Origin of the sequence: Flagellimonas sp., assembly GCF_965215805.1 — a bacterium.
Classification (GTDB): domain Bacteria; phylum Bacteroidota; class Bacteroidia; order Flavobacteriales; family Flavobacteriaceae; genus Flagellimonas.
This window is the reverse complement of sequence record NZ_OZ244124.1, coordinates 2,361,801-2,379,924: the sequence shown is the minus strand read 5'-3', so window position 1 is coordinate 2,379,924 and position 18,124 is coordinate 2,361,801. Positions and strand designations below refer to the sequence as shown.

The following is an 18,124-nucleotide window of genomic DNA, read 5'->3' as shown; positions in this document are numbered from 1 at the left end:
AATTAAACTGTTTCCGTTTTTAATGCTTCAACCTCTCCTGATACTTTGGGATAAATGGTTGCGTTCTTCAATCTTTTCAATCTTCTCTTGACGTTTCCTCTTACCACATAGTGATCAATGGTAGGAGCAAATACGTTCATTAATAGGATGGCCAAGAAAACGCCTTCTGGATATCCAGGGTTGAAAACCCGAATCATAACAGACATAAATCCAATGAGGAATCCATAAATCCATTTTCCCCTGTTGGTCTGTGAACCAGTAACCGGATCTGTTGCCATAAATACAATACCAAAGGCCAGACCTCCTACCAACAGATGTTGCCAGTATTCAAAGCTCATCAAACTATAGAACTTGCTGTATTCCGGAATCCACTCCGCAGCAACTATTCCATTGAAAATCAATCCCATTGCCAAGGAACCTATTACAGCACTCAACATAATCCTCCAAGAGGCTATTTTTGAGAATACCAGGAACAATCCGCCCAAAAGAATGAGCAAAGTGGATGTTTCACCAACCGAACCGGGAATAAATCCGAAGAACATATCCGCTAAATCGTATTTCTGGGATAAATCCGTGGTATTGCCCTGCGCCAGGAATCCAAGTACGGTTTCCCCAGAAATCGCATCCGCAGTACCAGCGCTGTCCACGGCACCATGCACCCAAACCTTATCCCCACTCATCCAGGTTGGATAGGCAAAGAACAAGAAGGCTCTGATGGTCAAGGCCGGATTCAAAATATTCATTCCGGTACCTCCAAAAACTTCTTTCCCAATGACCACACCAAAAACAACGGCAACGGCCAACATCCAAAGGGGTAAGTCCACAGGAACGATCAATGGCACCAACATACCGGTAACCAAATAACCTTCCTCAATTTCGTGCCCTTTGATAACGCAGAAAATGAATTCAACAGTAAGTCCCACTACATAGGAGACCACAACCAAGGGCAATATTTTCCAGAATCCCAAAATGAAGTTGTCCCAGGTCCAAAAACCTGAACCAAAAAAGCCACCTGTAACGGCATCAATCTCCCCAAGGGCCAAGTAATGTTGGTATCCTGTATTGAACATCCCAAAAATCAAACAAGGGATAAGCGACATCACCACCGTATTCATGGTACGTTTTAAGTCGTCCGCACCTTTTACGTGGGTTCCATGATGTGTGATTTCATTTGGTGTGAACAAGAACGTGTGAAATCCGCTAAAAACAGGAAACCACTTTTTATCCTGATTTTTTACTCTGAACGTATGTAATTTTTCTTTCAATCCCATTTTTATCCGATTTCTTGATGTAATAAATCCAATCCTTCCCTAATAATTTGCTGGTGCGGTTGTTTGGAGATACAGATGAACTCCGTCAAGGCAAAATCTTCAGGGGCTACCTCGTACAATCCCAATTGCTCCATTTCATCCAAATCCTTTACCATACAAGCTTTTAAAAGCTGTAGGGGATAGATATCCATTGGAAAAACTTCTTCATACTGCCCAGTTACCACAAAAGCTCTATGCTCTCCATTGGTATTGGTATTGAGGTCGTATTTCTTTTTGGGCTGCATCCAAGAGAAGGTCAACGCCCTTGTTGTAGATACTTTATTGAATACGGGTTTGTTCCATCCAAAGAATTCATAGTCATCGCCTTCAGGGATGGCCGTAACGGTGTTATTGTAAAAACCAAGGTGGCCTTCCGGATGGGTTTTAGATCCTGTCAACACATCTCCGTTGATCAGCCTGTATTTATCTTGATTCACCCCACTTGCGTATAAGAAGGTCGAAATCTCTGCTCCTATTTTAGTGGTGTAGTATTTAGGCGCCTTTATGATGGAACCGGCCAATGCCACGGTTCGCTCTGCATTGAATTTTCCAGTCAATAACAATTCCCCAATGATAATCAAATCCTGAGGGGATACCGTCCAAACCACTTCTCCTTTATTAATTGGATCAATCTTATTGATTTGTGTCCCAACAAGACCAGCTGGGTGTGGGCCGGAGATTTTATGAACGCTCACCCCATCCAGTTGGGCCAACGGAGAATTCCCAGATTTTCCTACGGAAACATGAATCTTTCCAGGGGTCAATTTCCCCAAGGCCGCAATGGCCGCTTGAAGCTGTTCTTCCTTACCTGCTAAAACATAGTCTGCCTCTGCCGCCAAGGGCGCTGTGGTATATCCTGATATAAAAATGGCTTTGGGTGTAGCATCTGGGTCGGCAATGATATCATATGGGCGCTGCTTCACAAAAGGCCAAGCACCCGATTGCAACAAAAATGCCTTGATGGTTTCTGCATCGGCACCCGCAAAATCCAACGGTTTATGCTTTACGAATTCCTGGGTTTTGTCAGCCAGAATCTTTAGGCTCAAAATCCTTCTCCTTGCTCCACGGACAATTTCTACCAATTCCCCACTAACTGGAGAGACAAATTGCATTTCCTCCTTGTTCTTGTTGTAGAAAAGAGGTTCCCCTGCTTTGATCTCAGCACCTTGCTTGATATGCATCTTAGGGGTTATTCCGTGAAAATCATCTAGGTTTAGGGCGTAAACGTTGCTTAAAACGGCTTTGGAAGTAGTCTGTTCTGCTGCCCCGACAAGGTTGATGTCCAACCCTTTCTTAATCCGGATGTCTTTAGACATATTGTTGTAGACCTTAGTGTTATGAAAAATCGCAGGCAAATTTAGCATTAAAAGGATAGTTTTCATAATAATTGACCATAAAAATGGGATTACATCGAGCTAAATTTGCTAGGCACACTTTTTGTTTACCTTTACCCAAAATTTGGGCCTAATATGCGCTTATTGATTAAACAATTGTGCTGTTGTTTTTTTGTTACCGGAGTTTTTGCACAGGTGCAAGAAGAAGTAAATCCACCCTCCCACATAAAATCGGTTGTCTTTATAGGCCCAACGGAGGATCAATTCCCTGTTATTCAGCTTGGTGAAAAAATGACATTGGAGTTTGACGACCTCACAGCCAGCGAACAAGATTACTACTACAAGATCGTACACTGTGATTACGACTGGACACCTTCGCAATTGCTAAAATCGCAATACCTCAACGGAACCGACAACCAACGCATTATTGATTACGAGAACAGTTATAACACCCTACAACCCTATTCCAATTATAGACTTACCATACCCAACCAAAACGTTGGGCTCAAAGTAAGTGGCAACTACCTTCTTGAGATTTACAATATGTACGGGGAACTCCAATTTTCCCGCAGGTTTCTGGTTTACAAGGATTTAGTTAGGGTTGGGGGCACCATAAAACGTTCCCGGGATTTCCAGTTTTTGAATACCAAACAAGTAGTTCAGTTTCGTATCAACACCGCTGGATTCCCAGTTGTCAATCCCAAAAAGGAGGTCAAGGTTGCCATAATCCAAAATCATTTTTGGCCCACGGCGATTTACAATATTCAACCACAATTTACCCTGGGAACTGAGTTGGTTTATAAATACGACCAGGAAACAAGTTTTTATGGGGGCAACGAATTTTTGAATTTTGACACCAAAGATTTACGATCTCCCACTTTTGCTATTTCCAAGGTAGAATTTAAAGATCTGTACCACCATTATCTTTTCACCAACGAATTCAGGCATGATCTGCCGTACACCTATTTCCCGGATATCAATGGGGATTTTGTGATCCGCACGCTTCAGGGTGATGATGTTTCCAGGGAGGCGGAATACTCCAAAGTCCATTTTAGCCTACCCTACTCCAATGACATTGGTTTGGACAAGGTCTACGTCTTCGGGAAGTTCAACAACTATGCCTTGGAAGAGGAAAATTTGATGACCTTCAACTCCGATAATGGAAAAATGGAACTAACCCTACCCATAAAGCAAGGATTTTACAATTATAAATATGTGGTGGAACGGGAGGATGGAGTTGTGGACCTTAACTATGTGGGAGGCAACTTTCATTTCACGGAAAACAATTACCTCATTTTGGTCTATTATCGGGATTTTGGTGACATGCACGACAGCATCATAGGAATAGGCTCTGTAAATTCCAGAACAATCAGCAATTAATTATCTTTAGCCCATAACCTCCATCAGGAAATGGGAAACAAACCAAGCTTAATTTCCAAAGGCCGGTATGAGCTGAAATTTAGGGGCAACAAATGCTTAAACTGCGGACACCCCCTTGACATCAGTGATAAATACTGCCCAAATTGTTCACAAGCCAATAGCACCAAAAAGTTGGTTCTAAGGGATTTTTGGGATGAATTTTTCTCCAGTTTGATCAATTACGATTCCAAACTGATCAAAACTCTTTATGCGATGTTGCTAAAACCTGGCACCATCACCAAAGATTATGTCAACGGGAAGCGAATTACCTACACCAATCCCTTTAGATTTCTTTTGAGCTTGGCCTTTCTTTATCTTCTGCTGTTCTCCTATGACAACAATTTTTCCAACTTGGATGACCTTGACCTGAAAAACAAATTTCAAAAAACAAGCCCCATAAGTTATGCTTACAAGGAATCGGATAGTTCGGATGTAAAAAAGCAAACCGAAGAAGCGCTAGGGCATCTGGACTCCCTTAGAAATTTGGAAAGAATCCCAATTCCAGGAATGCAAAATATGGACTCATTGGGGTATCTCATAAATCAAGAGATAAAAGAAGAAGCCAGAAAAGATTCTTTAATGCGAGCCAATCCAAGAAAGTACTTTCAAGAACTCCAAAGTGGAGATTCAGGCAGTTTTGTGGAAAGAATGGTATTCTTCTTTACGTATTTGCGAAAAGACTCTGTAAGAACCTTTGAGGATGCGCAAAATAAATTTGGTGCCAAACATACATGGAAAAACAAAATGGCCTTCAATGGATCCAAGAGTTCATTGAAAGCAATTGAGCAGCCAGGCACCTACTTAAACAACACCATAGCAAAGCTGCCGTTCGTAATATTCTTTTTCCTTCCCCTGTTCACTGTCTTCATTTGGATGGCATACATCAGAAAAAAATACACCTACACCGATCATCTGATCTTTAGTTTTCACAACCAGTCATTATTATTTATCTTGCTCATCCTTAGCCTAATAATTGATACTATTTTCAATACGGCCAGTGCAGGAATCTTTTTGCTGATTTTCGGATTTTACCTGTACAAAGCCATGAGACGGTTCTACGGCCAAGGAAGGATAAAGACAATTATTAAATACGTTTTTCTGAACACTATTTTTGCCTTTTTGGCACTGTTTGTGTTGTTAGGTTTGTTGACAGGAAGCGTCTTTACATATTAGAATTATGTTTACTCAGATTACCAAAGGAATTAAAGTATCGGTGCAAACCACCTTCGAAGGCACATTTTTTAAGAACTATAAAATGCACTACGCCTTTGGATATACCATTACGATTGAAAATCAAAGTCAGGATACCGTGCAGCTTACGGCTAGGCACTGGGACATTTTTGATGCCTTAAAGGAAATGGAGACTGTGGATGGTGAAGGGGTCGTAGGTAAAAAACCCGTCATTAAGCCCGGTAAGTCCCACACCTATAGTTCCGGTTGTCTTTTGGCGTCCCCTATTGGTGCCATGCGCGGGTATTATCACATGGTAAATTTCACTTCTACGGAAGAATTTGAGGTGGAGATACCTACCTTCAAATTTTCCGCTCCTTTTGCGATCAATTAATTAAATTGCACATTATCGATTATTAATTATTTCTTTTCTATGTTCCCAAATCTTATTGATAATGCCAAGCTATACTTCCTTTGAACAATTGGAGTGTTGGCAAAAGTGCAGAAAGGTCAGAATATGGGTTGATTCGTTCCTTAAGGCCAAAATTGACAAAAAGGATTACGATTTAGTCCAAAATCTTAGAAGAGCAGCACGTTCCACCACTAGAAACATTGCAGAAGGTTTCGGAAGATTCCATTATAAAGAGAACATTCAATTTTGTAGAATAAGTAGGGGTTCTTTGTTCGAAATCAAAGAAGATTTAATTATTTGTATGGATGAAAATAAAGTGACGAAACAGGAAATCCAACAGGGAATGATTCTTATATCCCAGGCCATTTACTCTTTAAATGGGTATATCAAATACCTCAACTTGCAATCCAACAATCAATAATTTATAATCCAATAATCATCTATTCTTTTACTACCTTTGGTGGAATTTTTAAATCGTAAAAATACCACTATGGGAAAAGGTTTTTTTCAGGTTCCAACAGCATATAACGAACCTATAAAAAGTTATGCTCCAGGCACTCCGGAAAGAGAGGAAGTGCTACAACAGTATGATGCCTATTATAGCGGAAACGTTGATGTTCCCTTATATATAGGTGCCGAAGAAATAAGGACCGGAAACACCCAAACCATGTCTCCACCACATGAGCACGCACACGTTGTGGGCCATTACCACATTGCCGATAAAAAACATGTGGAGCAAGCCATCTCCAACGGTTTGGAAGCCAGAGAAAAATGGGCCAACTTGACTTGGGAGCAACGTGCTGCCATTTTCTTGAAAGCGGCCGATTTGGTTGCTGGACCTTATCGTGCAAAAATCAATGCGGCCACCATGATGGCACAATCCAAAACCATCCATCAGGCGGAGATTGATGCTGCCTGCGAGTTCATCGATTTCCTGCGTTTCAATGTGGAATACATGTCTCAAATTTATGCGGAGCAGCCAGAGTCTGCAGATGGTATCTGGAACCGCGTTGAATATAGGCCTTTGGAAGGATTTGTATATGCCATTACCCCCTTCAATTTTACGGCCATTGCAGGTAACCTGCCAGCCAGTGCTGCCATGATGGGAAATGTTGTGCTTTGGAAACCTAGCGACAGTCAAGTGTTCTCTGCCAAGGTAATCATGGATGTATTCAAGGAGGCCGGGCTTCCGGATGGGGTTATAAATATGGTAATGGGAGACCCCATTATGGTTACAGAAACCGTACTTTCCAACCCAGATTTTTCTGGACTCCATTTTACAGGTTCCACTTTTGTTTTCAAGGAATTGTGGAAACAAATTGGGAATAATATTCATACCTATAAAACCTACCCAAGAATAGTTGGGGAAACTGGTGGAAAAGACTTTATATTGGCACACCCAACGGCCAAACCGGAACAAGTAGCTACCGCAATCATAAGGGGCGCTTTTGAATTCCAGGGTCAAAAATGTAGTGCTGCGTCCAGGGTGTATCTCCCAAAATCTACAGCCAATGAGATATTGGAATTGGTAAAAACCGATATAGCATCCTTCAACAAGCCAGGTTCACCCGCAGATATGAGCAATTTTATCACCGCTGTGATTCATGAAGGTTCATTTGACAAGCTGGCCAAATACATCGATCAAGCCAAAGCGGATAAAGATGCCGAGATCATTGCCGGTGGTGGATATGATAAATCCAACGGATATTTTGTGGAACCCACGGTTATCTTGACCCAAGACCCAAAATATACAACCATGTGCACAGAGCTATTTGGCCCTGTTGTGACCATATACATTTATAAGGATGCGGATTGGAGTGAAACTTTGAAGTTGGTAGACAGTACCTCGGAGTATGCATTGACAGGAGCGGTATTATCCACAGATCGTTATGCCATTGACGAAGCGACCAAGGCATTGCAAAATTGCGCAGGAAACTTCTACATCAATGACAAACCAACTGGGGCCGTTGTAGGACAACAACCATTTGGCGGTGCAAGAGCTTCGGGAACCAATGACAAAGCTGGTTCTGCACAGAACTTATTGCGTTGGGTTTCTCCAAGATTGATCAAGGAAACTTTTGTAACCCCCGAGGATTACAGATATCCTTTTTTAGGGTAACACGAGTAAACTTATGGACGTTTCAGCCTATTTGAATAGAATCAACTATACAGCTAGCGTTGGAACCGACAAACAAACTTTGTTTGGACTTCAGAAGGCACACTTACTCAGTGTGCCTTTTGAAAATCTAGATATTCATTACAATGTCCCGATCACTTTAGAGACAGCATTTTTCTTTAAAAAGATAGTGCTCCAAAATCGTGGTGGTTTTTGTTATGAGCTGAATGGCCTTTTTTATGAGCTTCTCCATGCAATTGGGTTTGATGTTCATAGGGTTTCTGCCAGGGTCCATGATAAAAATGGCGTTTATAGTCCAGAATATGATCACATGGCTCTTTTGGTAACCCTAGATGATATAAAGTACCTGGTAGATGTAGGTTTCGGAAAATTTACCCTGGAACCACTGACCATAAACCTAAATGTCCCCCAACACGATCTCTACGGCACTTTTGTTCTAGATTCATACGAAACGGATCTCGCTTACATAAAGGTTAGTGAGCTATCCAATGGAAATCGGGTACCTCAGTATATTTTCAATCCCAAACCCAGGAGTTTGGATGAATTTGAGGGCATGTGCAACTATCATCAAACCAGCCCCGATTCCCATTTTACAAGAAAAAAGGTAATCTCCATAAGTACTGAAAAAGGTCGTATCACACTCAATAACAATAGTTTAAAAGTCACAAAAGGGTCAGATACTGAAGAAATTCAGTTTCATGAAAATCAGTTCGAGGAATACCTGAAAAAGTATTTTGACATAGATTTGAATAGTGCAAACTGACACCACATACAGAGCCTTTTTCCTTTAGGAGTGATGGCACTTTTTTTATTGATTTCTTTTGAACTTGCAAATTGTTATCTTTTAAGATAACTTTATACAGTGGCAAGACAGATTGTATTTTTTGAAAATCACTTTATCGACTTCTATCGCAAACAGGATTCCAAAGTGAGGGGAAAGATTCAATACGTCTTGGAATTGATCAAACAGGTTGAGCGTGTCCCTCAAAAGTTCCTCAAACATATTGCTGGTACTGGGGGATTGTACGAGATTAGAATAGAATATCATTCCAACATCTACAGAATCTTCTGTTATTTTGACGAAGGAAAGCTGATAATTCTCTTCAATGGTTTCCAAAAAAAGACGCAGAAAACTCCTAAAACGGAATTAGAAAAGGCCAATAGGCTGATGAAAAGATATTTTGAAAGCAAACAATAACCTCATGGATGCATACAAGAACATACGAACTTTTGAGGAACTCATTGAGCATGAGCATGGGAAAATAGGCACCGAAAATCGCAACAAGTATGAAGAAGGTGCCCAAATGTTCATTATCAGTGAAATGTTGAAGGAGGCCAGAAAGCAGGCCAACCTCACACAGGAACAGCTTGCAGAGCGGGCAGGCACTAAAAAGAGCTATATATCCAAATTGGAAAATGCCAAGGGCAACATTCAACTTTCCACGCTTATCCGGATTTTTGAACAAGGTCTTGGCCGAAGAATAGGATTGACATTTTTATAACCAAACATATGAACGCAGAATTATTAAAAACCTACAAGCAGTTGGAAGGCATGCCTCAAACCGAGGAGGTAGTCCAGATTAAAAACCAGATTAAAGAGTCCTTGTATCAACAATTGAGATTTCACTTCTTGGAACTTTCAGGGATTGGAAGAGTTATTGGGTACGATGAACTCCAAAGCGAACTAAGCAAGGCCATTGAATTGCTCGAAATTGAGAAGCAACGAGGAAAATAGCTCCTTGTGAATACAAACAACCCCAAATACAGAGCCTTTTTCCTTATTCCTCCAGAAGTGCAACTACTGGATTTTGCAGGCCCCGCCCACCTATTTTACGAGGCCACTTTGTATGGAGCCAATATTCAAAACCATTTTTTAAGCATGTCATCCACGCTGGAAGAGGTGACTTGTGCTGGGGTGTCCTTAGGTAAACTACAACCCTATGATGCATATGAATTGGGACCAAATGACCTTCTTTTTATTCCTGGATTGGAAGGATGGATTTTTGCAGAGCCGGGCTATGCGGCCAAAAACCAAGAATTCATCCTTTGGTTAAAAAATCAATATGGAACTGGGGCTCAAATATGCTCGGTTTGTACGGGAGCGTATATTGTGGCTTATGCTGGACTTTTCAACGGCAAGAATTGCACCACCCATTGGAAGTATTTGGAGGATTTTCAAAAACGGTTTCCACAATCCAAACTACTTGTTGATCGATTGATCGTAAAAGATGGGAATTTATATTCCAGTGCCGGCGTGTCATCCGGAATAGATTTGGCTCTTTTTATCTTGGAAGAACTATTTGGGCCGGTGTTTGCCACCAAAATTGCCAAAGCAGTGGTCATTTACCTGCGTAGAACGGACAGTGACCCCCAATTGAGTGTATTTCTTCAGTATAGAAACCATTTGGATAACCGAATCCACCAAGTACAGGATTATTTGGCCCAGAATTTGGCCAAAAAGACCAACTTGGAAAGCTTGGCAGCACATGTGCACATGAGTCCGCGAAATCTTAGTCGTTTGTTCAAAAAAGTCACTGGAATTACCGTTGGAAGCTATTTGGAAAAGCTTCGGGTGGAGCGTGCTGTTCAGTTATTATCGGATGGCTCTAAAGTGAGTGCTACATCCTTGGCTTGTGGTCTTCGGAGCAGTAATCAGCTTAGGGCATTACTAAAAAAACATACGCATTCCCTTCCTTCGGAATGGCAGGGATAAATGTCCGTATACTGCGCCCAGTTGTCCTTTCTTTAGTTCTTATATAGGTATAATTTTGTTTCATCATCAAACAAGAAACAATGAAACAGTCTTTTTTTATTATCACGCTACTATTTATGATTTCCAACGGCCTTGCCCAAGATTCCCAAATTCCATCCACCAAATACATTTGCCCCCCTTGCAACATGTCCTGTGACGAAGTGGAACACGACGGCCCTGGTATCTGTACGGATTGCAACATGGTCCTGATTCGAAAGGATTTGTCCAAAACCATAGCCTTTTATCTGCAAGACGGTGTGGAAGTCCTTGATTTTGCAGGCCCTATGGAGGTTTTTGTATATTCAGGATACAAAGTATTTACCGTTTCAGCCACCCAGGAGCCTATAATTTCCCAAGGTACACTAAAGGTCATCCCAGATTACAGTATTGAGAATGCCCCAAAGGCAGATATTTTAGCCTTTTTTGGAGGCAATTCGGGGGCCGCATCCCAGAACAAGGATGTTATCCAGTGGGTTCAAAAACAAGAGGAAGTTCAATACCACTTTTCTGTATGCACAGGAGCGTTTGTCCTTGCAGAGGCAGGTCTTTTGGACGGAAAAACAGCTACTACCTTTCACAGTGCCCTGAATAGTCTGGAAAAGGACTATCCAAAGATTGACGTAAAAAAGGACGCTCGTTTTGTAGATAATGGCAAAGTCATCACTACAGCAGGGGTATCTGCTGGAATAGATGGCGCCTTGCACTTAGTAGCTAAACTTCAAGGACTAAATGCAGCCAAACGCACGGCCTACTATATGGAATATGATAATTGGAAACCTGGTGACGGATTGATTTTGTCCAACGACAGTCCCTACAACCAGTTGGCAAATGCACGTTTTTTCCGCGAATTTGAAGGAAAGTACGAACATGAGGATGGAAGTCAGATTATAGTTGCCTACAACGGGGAAAAGGAAAATCTGCAGGCGCTAATCAATGGAATTCCTTATCCCGTATATCACGAAAGTGAAGATATGTTCTCCAATGTCAATAGTGAGCCCATATACTTCAAAAGAAACGATGCCAACCAAATTATTGGTTACTCCCTCACAGAAAATGGGGCTATCTACAAGAAGTTGTAATCACTCAATCCAACCAAAGTAAACATACCAAACAGTCCTTAGAAGGTCATGGTAATCACCATGGCCTTTTTCTTTTATTTGGATAAATCTACACGTTTTACCATACAAATACTTCATAGGTTAATCCAAAAGGGCCAACCGTCAGATCAGGCGCATTTCACAACCATACAACACTTACTTTTCCCCTTTAACCAGGGTCACAACAAAAATTCAATTAATTGTATTGAAAATGTAGATGAAATGACCCATCAATTTTGGGTTGATATGATGAGAATATTACCAATTGTACTCCTATGTATTTTATTTAGTCCAACCGGTTATGGGCAATGTCAGAATTGTAATGATGTTTCCAATTCAATTTCTTATAACGGAGACGGAACCTTTAGTGCAACCAATGCCCAAGCCTATTATTGGGAGATTTGTAGCGGGGTCGCCAGTATTATGGGTTCAAACACGAACCAAAATGTAGCGATAAGCTGTGGATCTGGAGTTTTTAAACTTAAACTGATTCGTTTTACGAATGGGAGCTGTGTTGAAACCTGCGTATCCCACGAATGTGAAAATGGCATGATCGGAGAAGGTGGTGGCAGTGAAGGTGGAGGGGGCATGGGTTCATCTGGAGATTGTCCTTCCGAGGAAGATATCATATTCTCCAATGAGGCCGGAAATGGATTGTGCGCCACTGGAATGGCGGCTATAGAAAATTTGGAAAAAATTAAATCCATAAAATGGACATGGGCCTTAGCAGGGCACTCTGGAACAGTTGTGACCACCGGCAATACGGCATCTTTCTACTATCCGCCAGGAAACTGGACCAATTACTATATGGCTGTTTGTGCCGAAGTAACTCTTGAAAATGGAACAGATTGCATTAAAAAATGCAATAGTTTTCTGTTGGATTGTGGAGGAAATGGTGGAAATAATGCAAAATCAATCATGTATCCCAATCCAGCCAAAACACAACTTACTATTCAATCCAATAATCAGAATTCCCAAATAGCAGAGGTAAATATCCACAATAGCTACGGTATCTTAATCCAGTCCATCGATAATCCAGATATGGAAAATCCTATACATCTATTGGAAAAGGGAAATGGAATCTATTTCGTGACAGTACATTTTGGTGATGGTTCTACCGAGTCCAAAAAACTGGTAATAAATAATTAGAGACAGCTAAAAATCGTCATCAAGACAATTTCTATGTAAATTTAACGTTAAGTAATTGTAAAGTAAACGTAATCTATTTATCTTTAGGAACTAAACCATCAAATTATGACTTCACGGACGCGTATTTGGAGAAAAATGGTGGCTGATAGGTATGAAAGCATATGGCAATACTTAAAGACCTATGCCAAAAAATGTAGGTTGTTGTATTATGACACCTTGAGCATTTAACGGGATACCTTGTATTTTTGAGGTAAATACACCACCTTTTTGGTTTCAAAAAAATCTTCGGAAAAATAATCCTTCAAATCAAAAACTTGAGCGTTTTGATAGGGCCGTAGTTCCTCTGACAGGTCGCCACCTTTCAAGTAGAGAATCCCATTTTTTCTACTATGCATCGAGTCTTTTTTGATTTTCCCCTTGGTCCAACGGACAAAAGTTGGCATAGCGGCAACTGCCCTGCTAACAATAAAATCAAATTGTTCCTCCAAGTCCTCAACCCTTGTGTGCAAAGCTTTCACATTGTCTAACTGAAGTCCATCCACCACTTCCTGTACCACACGTATTTTTTTGCCAATAGCGTCCACCAAAGTGAATTGGACTTCGGGGAAAAGGATGGCCAACGGTATTCCTGGAAAACCTCCTCCGGTACCCACATCGAGAACCATAGACCCTGAATTGAAAGTTTGAATTTTGGCTATCCCCAATGAATGCAGTACATGGCGCAAATACAACTCGTCAATATCTTTTCTGGACACTACATTTATTTTCTTGTTCCAATCCTGATATAATGCCTCCAAAGCCTGAAAATGCTCCTTCTGTTTTTCGGTGAGTGTCGTAAAATAGTTAAAGATCAAATCTGAGCCCATTTGTTAACTGTTAATTTCGGCAAAATTAATACTTTTGGGCACCTAATTCTCGTTTAGAAATGGAAGTGGCTATTGCAAGACATTAATAGCTATTTTTATAAAAAAATATTTTATGGAAAATACCATACGGTTTTCAAGAAAAGATTCCGCACAATTTTTTAGAACACTAAATAAACGGGTTAACCAATACTTTAGTGAAAACCAAATCAAGAAAACCGGTAATTGGAAACTTCACTTGAAAACCATAGTGATGTTCGCCGTCTTTTTGACTCCCTATTTTTTAATGCTGACCTTAAACTTACCTTTTTGGGGCTACGTATTGTTATCCATAACCATGGGTGTGGGCATGGCCGGAGTTGGAATGAACGTTATGCACGATGGAAACCACGGCTCTTATTCCACCAAAAAATGGGTGAACAAGTTAATGGGGGGTAGTATCTACATCTTGGCAGGCAATGTTTACAATTGGCAGGTACAGCATAATGTATTGCACCATACCTATACCAATATCCACGAGCACGATGAAGACATGGAGGCAGGCCGTATCCTTCGTTTTTCCAAACATGCAGCATGGCAGAAACACCATAAATTTCAGCATTACTATTCCATTTTCTTGTATGGACTTTTGACTTTCAACTGGGCCATCACCACAGATTTTCAGCAAATGTATCGCTACATGAAGCGAAAGCTGTCCTATGGAAAATTACCCAATCCGATTATCAATTGGAGTACTTTGGTAATTACAAAGGCCATATATATTACTATTTGGATTGTGCTTCCATTGATTTTTGTTGAAATTCCTTGGTGGCAAGTACTATTGGGCTTCTTTATTATGCACTATGTGGCGGGAGTGATTCTAAGTGTGGTTTTCCAGCTGGCTCATATTGTCCATGATGCGGAAACTCCGCTTCCAGAGAAAGATGGTACAATGAAAAATACTTGGGCCATCCATCAGCTTGCTACAACCGTTAATTTTGGGACCAAAAACAGGATTGTAAATTGGTTTACCGGTGGATTGAACCACCAAGTGGAGCACCATATATTTCCTAACATCAGCCATATTCACTACACAAAAATTTCCAAAATTGTGAAACAGACGGCCAGGGAATTTAATTTGCCCTACAACGAATATAAAACTACACGAAAAGCCATAATTTCGCACTTCAAACATCTAAAGGAGTTGGGGAAAAACCCAGCCCTTCAATTTCAGTAAAATAGCAAGGTCCATGAGCAACCAACTTTCTGAAAGAATTAATAGTTTAGTTCCTTCGGCAACCCTTGAAATGGCGGCAAAAGCCCGTGAGCTGAGAGCTTCAGGAAAAGATATTATTGGTTTAAGTCTGGGAGAACCGGATTTCAATACGCCAGATTACATTAAGGAAGCGGCCATTCAGGCCATTAATGATGGATACAACTCCTACACTCCAGTTGACGGCTATGTAGAACTTAAGGATGCCATCATCACCAAATTTCAGCGGGATAACGGCATTGGTTATGACCGCTCACAAATTGTAGTTTCCACAGGGGCCAAACAAGCTCTTTATAATGTGGCGCAAGCCTGTTTGGACAAAGGCGATGAAGTTATCCTACCTTGTCCATATTGGGTAAGCTACAGCGATATTGTAAAATTGGCCGATGGGGTTCCCGTAGAGGTTGCCACTTCCATAGAAAATGATTTTAAAATGACACCAGAGCAATTGGAGGCGGCGATTACGCCAAAGACCAAAATGCTTTGGTATTCCTCTCCTTGCAACCCAAGTGGTTCCATTTATAGCAAGGAAGAATTAAGAGGTTTGGCCGATGTGCTCCAAAAACATCCCCAAATTGTTGTGGTCAGTGATGAAATCTACGAACATATCAACTATGGGGTAACCCAGCATGCCTCTATGGCTGGTTTTGAAGACATGTACGATCGCACCGTTACGGTGAATGGGGTAGCCAAGGCTTTTGCCATGACCGGATGGAGAATCGGGTATATTGGAGCCCCAAGCTATATTGCCCGGGCTTGCAACAAATTGCAAGGTCAAGTAACCAGTGGAGCCAACTGTATTGCGCAGCGCGCGGTAATCACCGCCCTTTTGGAACCACCAAGCAGGGTTCAATACATGGTTGACGAGTTTAAAAACAGGCGAAAGCTCATTTTGGAACTCCTGAACAATATTCCAGGCTTTAAATGCAATGAGCCCCAAGGTGCTTTTTATGTTTATCCTGATGTTTCAGCCTATTTCGGAAAGACATTGAACGGCAAGAAAATTAACAATGCTTCGGATTTTGCAATGTACTTGTTGGAAGAAGCCAATGTGGCCACCGTTACAGGTGATGCCTTTGGAAATGGAAATTCCATCCGTATTTCCTATGCAGCCAGTGTGGAAGAAATCAAAGAAGCCATTGCCCGAATTAAGGCAGTTGTCTAACCCACATCCGTCAAAGGAATATAAGGGGGTTTATCTTAAGATAAACCCTTTTTTCATGGGGTCTTTGGGATCCAAAACAAACGTATGCATCCCAGTTATGTGAGCCGTGCCCTCAACCTGGGGAATAACAGCGGTGAATGGACCATAATCAACTTCCTTCACCACACTTCCAACAAATGTGGAATTAGTGATGCTTTCTATCACCATGGCCTGCCCAGATTTTATCTCATTCCTGGCCCAATGAATGGCCATTCTACCAGAAACACCGGAACCTGTGGGACAACGATCCACTTCTCCCTCAGCGAAAATGCAGACATTTCTACTATCCACCCCTTGAGTTTCGGAACCATCAATAAAAATAGTGCCATAAAGAAAACTCAAATCCTCTTCAAAAGGATGCAATATCTCTTGGTCTTGCTCCATCACGGCATGCTTGATACCCATTCCCTTTCTTATCAAATCTTGGAATGAATCTGAATCCAGTGCCAATTCCAGCTTGTTCTTTCTAAGGTCAACATAGGTATAAAAAGCGCCGCCATATGCCAAATCGTAGGTCACCTCTCCCAATCCTTTCACCCTTACTTTTCTATCCAATCCCACTACAAAGCTGGGCACACAATGAAATCGAACTCCTTTTATTTCTTTCCCATCCATTTCAACATAGGAGTAAATTCGTCCGCAAGGAGCGTCAATTTTCAACTCGGTCACTCCTTCTTTTTCATCAACCCACCCCATCTGAACAGCCAGGGTGGAAATGGCTATGATGGCATGCCCACACATGGTACTATACCCTTCGTTGTGAAGGAAAATAATCCCAAAATCGCCTTCCTCGTCATTGGGAGGCAACAGTATACAGCCATACATATCCGCATGCCCTCTGGGCTCAAACATCAAAGCAGTTCGCAGTTCATCGTAATGCTCCTTGCAATACCTTCGGTATTCCAGCACATTGTTCCCTTTCAATTCCGGGAAACCACCCACAATGACGCGAAGGGGTTCACCTCCCGTATGCATATCTATGGTCTTGATCTGCAACCAGTCCTTGGGTGGATCAAATGTGTTATGCTCTAAAATCCTATCGTACGTTTGTCCCATTCTTAAAATTTGGAATAATAATAGCTTGCGGCAATCAAATCCTCCAAAGCGTGTCCCACGGATTTAAAAAGGGTTATTTCATTTTCCGAAGTCCTTCCAGGAACCGCCTCCGCACACAAGTCAAATAAATCCGCTTTGATATCCGACTCCTTCAAAAGTCCATTTTTTAACGGGATGGCGATATCGCCACTTTCCTTCAGCCCACTTTCGCGAGTATCCAAAAACACCGATGCCCTGCGAATGGTCTCATCATCAGATTCCCTCATGTTTGGCTTGTAGGCTCCTACCAAATCAATATGCTGTCCGGGAACAAGGTCGCTTCCAATCACCAAAGGTGTTTCGGAAAGCGTGGCACAGGACACCAAGTCCACATCTCCAATACAGGATGCTACACTAGGCACGCTGCAAACTTCAAAAGGCTCTTGGGAGAGTTCCTGACATACAGCATCCGCTTTTGTTTGACTCCTACCCCATATATAGACCTTCTTTATTGGACGAACCGTTGCATGCGCCCTGATCAGATTGATGGATAAGGCCCCAGTACCAATAATAAGCATGGTCTCCGTATTTTTCCTGGATAGAAAAGACGAAGCCAAAGCAGATGTCGCGGCAGTGCGCTTGGCAGTCAAATTCTTTGCCTCCATGATGGCCTTTAATACCCCTGTTTTGGCATCCAAGTACAAATAACTTCCCTGAATGGACGGTAGGTCGAATTTGTCATTTCCCGGGTTTACCGTTACCACTTTAACCCCTGCTTCATTGCCTGGATTCCATGCAGGCATCAATAACAAAGTAGTATCCTTTTGGGTCTCTGGATTTGGAAAATCGTGATGATGACGCTCGGGAACCAGCATATTGTTATTTGCAAATCCTTCTTGCAGCGCCTGGGTCAATTCCAAAAAATTGGTGTGCTCTTCAATAAATTCCGAGCTGATCTGTAGTGGTTGCATGTTTGAAAAATAGAACTAA

At 41.6% G+C, this 18,124-nt stretch carries 20 protein-coding genes; 15 read left to right on the top strand and 5 right to left on the bottom strand.

All coding sequences use genetic code 11. The features are described 5' to 3' along the window. Nucleotides 1-2: 2 nt before the first annotated feature. Together ACOOE0_RS10510 and ACOOE0_RS10505 are read right to left on the bottom strand one after the other, a co-directional pair. Nucleotides 3-1,271 carry an NADH:ubiquinone reductase (Na(+)-transporting) subunit B gene (locus ACOOE0_RS10510; RefSeq protein WP_420398883.1) on the bottom strand — a complete coding sequence of 423 codons (1,269 nt, stop codon included), beginning with the start codon at nt 1,269-1,271 and terminating at the stop codon, nt 3-5. A gap of 2 nt (nt 1,272-1,273) precedes the next feature. Continuing rightward, on the bottom strand, nt 1,274-2,626 hold the full coding sequence (locus ACOOE0_RS10505) for a Na(+)-translocating NADH-quinone reductase subunit A (RefSeq protein ID WP_420398882.1): 1,353 nt from the start codon (nt 2,624-2,626) through the stop codon (nt 1,274-1,276). A 153-nt stretch (nt 2,627-2,779) separates the two neighbouring features. Between ACOOE0_RS10505 and ACOOE0_RS10500 the strand changes: the two genes are divergently transcribed. The 13 genes from ACOOE0_RS10500 to ACOOE0_RS10440 all read left to right on the top strand — a co-directional run bounded on the left by ACOOE0_RS10500 (nt 2,780) and on the right by ACOOE0_RS10440 (nt 13,008). After that, the gene (locus ACOOE0_RS10500; protein ID WP_420398881.1) at nt 2,780-4,024 is read left to right on the top strand and encodes a DUF5103 domain-containing protein; all 1,245 of its coding nucleotides are present in this window, start codon (nt 2,780-2,782) and stop codon (nt 4,022-4,024) included. Nucleotides 4,025-4,054: 30 nt separating this feature from the next. After that, nucleotides 4,055-5,236, top strand: a complete 1,182-nt coding sequence (locus ACOOE0_RS10495; RefSeq protein WP_420398880.1) for a DUF3667 domain-containing protein — start codon at nt 4,055-4,057, stop codon at nt 5,234-5,236. A 4-nt stretch (nt 5,237-5,240) separates the two neighbouring features. Next, nucleotides 5,241-5,627, top strand: coding sequence for a Co2+/Mg2+ efflux protein ApaG (gene apaG, locus ACOOE0_RS10490; protein WP_138838430.1), 387 nt, complete (start codon nt 5,241-5,243; stop codon nt 5,625-5,627). Between the two features lie 61 nt (nt 5,628-5,688). Next, nucleotides 5,689-6,066: a four helix bundle protein gene (locus tag ACOOE0_RS10485; RefSeq protein WP_420398879.1), complete on the top strand. Its 378-nt coding sequence runs from the start codon at nt 5,689-5,691 to the stop codon at nt 6,064-6,066. A gap of 69 nt (nt 6,067-6,135) precedes the next feature. Further along, nucleotides 6,136-7,764, top strand: coding sequence for an L-glutamate gamma-semialdehyde dehydrogenase (gene pruA / locus ACOOE0_RS10480; protein ID WP_420398878.1), 1,629 nt, complete (start codon nt 6,136-6,138; stop codon nt 7,762-7,764). Nucleotides 7,765-7,777: 13 nt separating this feature from the next. After that, complete coding sequence (locus tag ACOOE0_RS10475) at nt 7,778-8,545, top strand: arylamine N-acetyltransferase family protein (protein ID WP_420398877.1); 768 nt, start codon at nt 7,778-7,780, stop codon at nt 8,543-8,545. Between the two features lie 99 nt (nt 8,546-8,644). After that, complete coding sequence (locus ACOOE0_RS10470) at nt 8,645-8,980, top strand: type II toxin-antitoxin system RelE/ParE family toxin (RefSeq protein ID WP_420398876.1); 336 nt, start codon at nt 8,645-8,647, stop codon at nt 8,978-8,980. A 4-nt stretch (nt 8,981-8,984) separates the two neighbouring features. Beyond that, on the top strand, nt 8,985-9,284 hold the full coding sequence (locus tag ACOOE0_RS10465; protein WP_420398875.1) for a helix-turn-helix domain-containing protein: 300 nt from the start codon (nt 8,985-8,987) through the stop codon (nt 9,282-9,284). Nucleotides 9,285-9,292: 8 nt separating this feature from the next. Continuing rightward, nucleotides 9,293-9,517: a hypothetical protein gene (locus tag ACOOE0_RS10460; protein ID WP_420398874.1), complete on the top strand. Its 225-nt coding sequence runs from the start codon at nt 9,293-9,295 to the stop codon at nt 9,515-9,517. A 6-nt stretch (nt 9,518-9,523) separates the two neighbouring features. Next, nucleotides 9,524-10,495, top strand: a complete 972-nt coding sequence (locus tag ACOOE0_RS10455; protein WP_420398873.1) for a GlxA family transcriptional regulator — start codon at nt 9,524-9,526, stop codon at nt 10,493-10,495. 80 nt (nt 10,496-10,575) lie between these two features. Continuing rightward, nucleotides 10,576-11,613, top strand: a complete 1,038-nt coding sequence (locus tag ACOOE0_RS10450) for a DJ-1/PfpI family protein (protein WP_420398872.1) — start codon at nt 10,576-10,578, stop codon at nt 11,611-11,613. Nucleotides 11,614-11,877: 264 nt separating this feature from the next. Then, the gene (locus ACOOE0_RS10445; RefSeq protein ID WP_420398871.1) at nt 11,878-12,780 is read left to right on the top strand and encodes a T9SS type A sorting domain-containing protein; all 903 of its coding nucleotides are present in this window, start codon (nt 11,878-11,880) and stop codon (nt 12,778-12,780) included. 105 nt (nt 12,781-12,885) lie between these two features. Then, a complete protein-coding gene (locus ACOOE0_RS10440) occupies nt 12,886-13,008 on the top strand; it encodes a hypothetical protein (protein ID WP_420398870.1) in 123 nt (40 codons plus the stop codon). Here the strand turns inward: ACOOE0_RS10440 and rsmG are convergent. Further along, a complete protein-coding gene (gene rsmG / locus ACOOE0_RS10435) occupies nt 13,005-13,646 on the bottom strand; it encodes a 16S rRNA (guanine(527)-N(7))-methyltransferase RsmG (RefSeq protein WP_420398869.1) in 642 nt (213 codons plus the stop codon). The genes ACOOE0_RS10440 and rsmG overlap by 4 nt on opposite strands. A 112-nt stretch (nt 13,647-13,758) precedes the next feature. On the opposite strand from rsmG, the gene ACOOE0_RS10430 reads away from it, so the two are divergent. After that, a complete protein-coding gene (locus ACOOE0_RS10430; RefSeq protein WP_420398868.1) occupies nt 13,759-14,859 on the top strand; it encodes a fatty acid desaturase family protein in 1,101 nt (366 codons plus the stop codon). 13 nt (nt 14,860-14,872) lie between these two features. Next, nucleotides 14,873-16,060, top strand: coding sequence for a pyridoxal phosphate-dependent aminotransferase (locus ACOOE0_RS10425; RefSeq protein ID WP_420398867.1), 1,188 nt, complete (start codon nt 14,873-14,875; stop codon nt 16,058-16,060). 30 nt (nt 16,061-16,090) lie between these two features. Here ACOOE0_RS10425 and ACOOE0_RS10420 read toward each other — a convergent pair whose 3' ends face one another. Then, nucleotides 16,091-17,155, bottom strand: a complete 1,065-nt coding sequence (locus ACOOE0_RS10420) for a proline racemase family protein (protein ID WP_420398866.1) — start codon at nt 17,153-17,155, stop codon at nt 16,091-16,093. A 2-nt stretch (nt 17,156-17,157) separates the two neighbouring features. Further along, nucleotides 17,158-18,105, bottom strand: coding sequence for an ornithine cyclodeaminase family protein (locus tag ACOOE0_RS10415; RefSeq protein ID WP_420398865.1), 948 nt, complete (start codon nt 18,103-18,105; stop codon nt 17,158-17,160). Nucleotides 18,106-18,124: the final 19 nt, after the last annotated feature.